Origin of the sequence: Bittarella massiliensis (ex Durand et al. 2017) (assembly GCF_017566145.1) — a bacterium.
Classification (GTDB): domain Bacteria; phylum Bacillota; class Clostridia; order Oscillospirales; family Ruminococcaceae; genus Bittarella; species Bittarella massiliensis_A.
On the sequence record NZ_JABFCL010000352.1, the window covers coordinates 1 to 212 of the forward strand.

General features: G+C 57.5%; 1 protein-coding gene. It reads left to right on the top strand.

Features of this window, described 5'->3' with window-relative positions; genetic code table 11:
• The coding region (locus HJY11_RS14635) for an SAM-dependent methyltransferase (RefSeq protein ID WP_243764588.1) at positions 1-212 on the top strand (212 nt) is incomplete at both ends.

Genomic DNA, 212 nt, shown 5'->3' on the forward strand with positions numbered 1-212 from the left:
GGCGATCCAAGCGTTTACTCCACCTATTTGTATATTCACAGGCGGGTGCTGCGGGACGGATATGAGGCGAGGATCATTCCGGGGGTACCGTCTTTCTGTGCGGCGGCAGCGGCTTTGAACCGGGGACTTGCTGAGAACCGGGAGGAGATTCACATTTTGCCGGCCTCGTACGGAATCGAAGAGGGACTGACGCTTCCGGGGACAAAGATCCT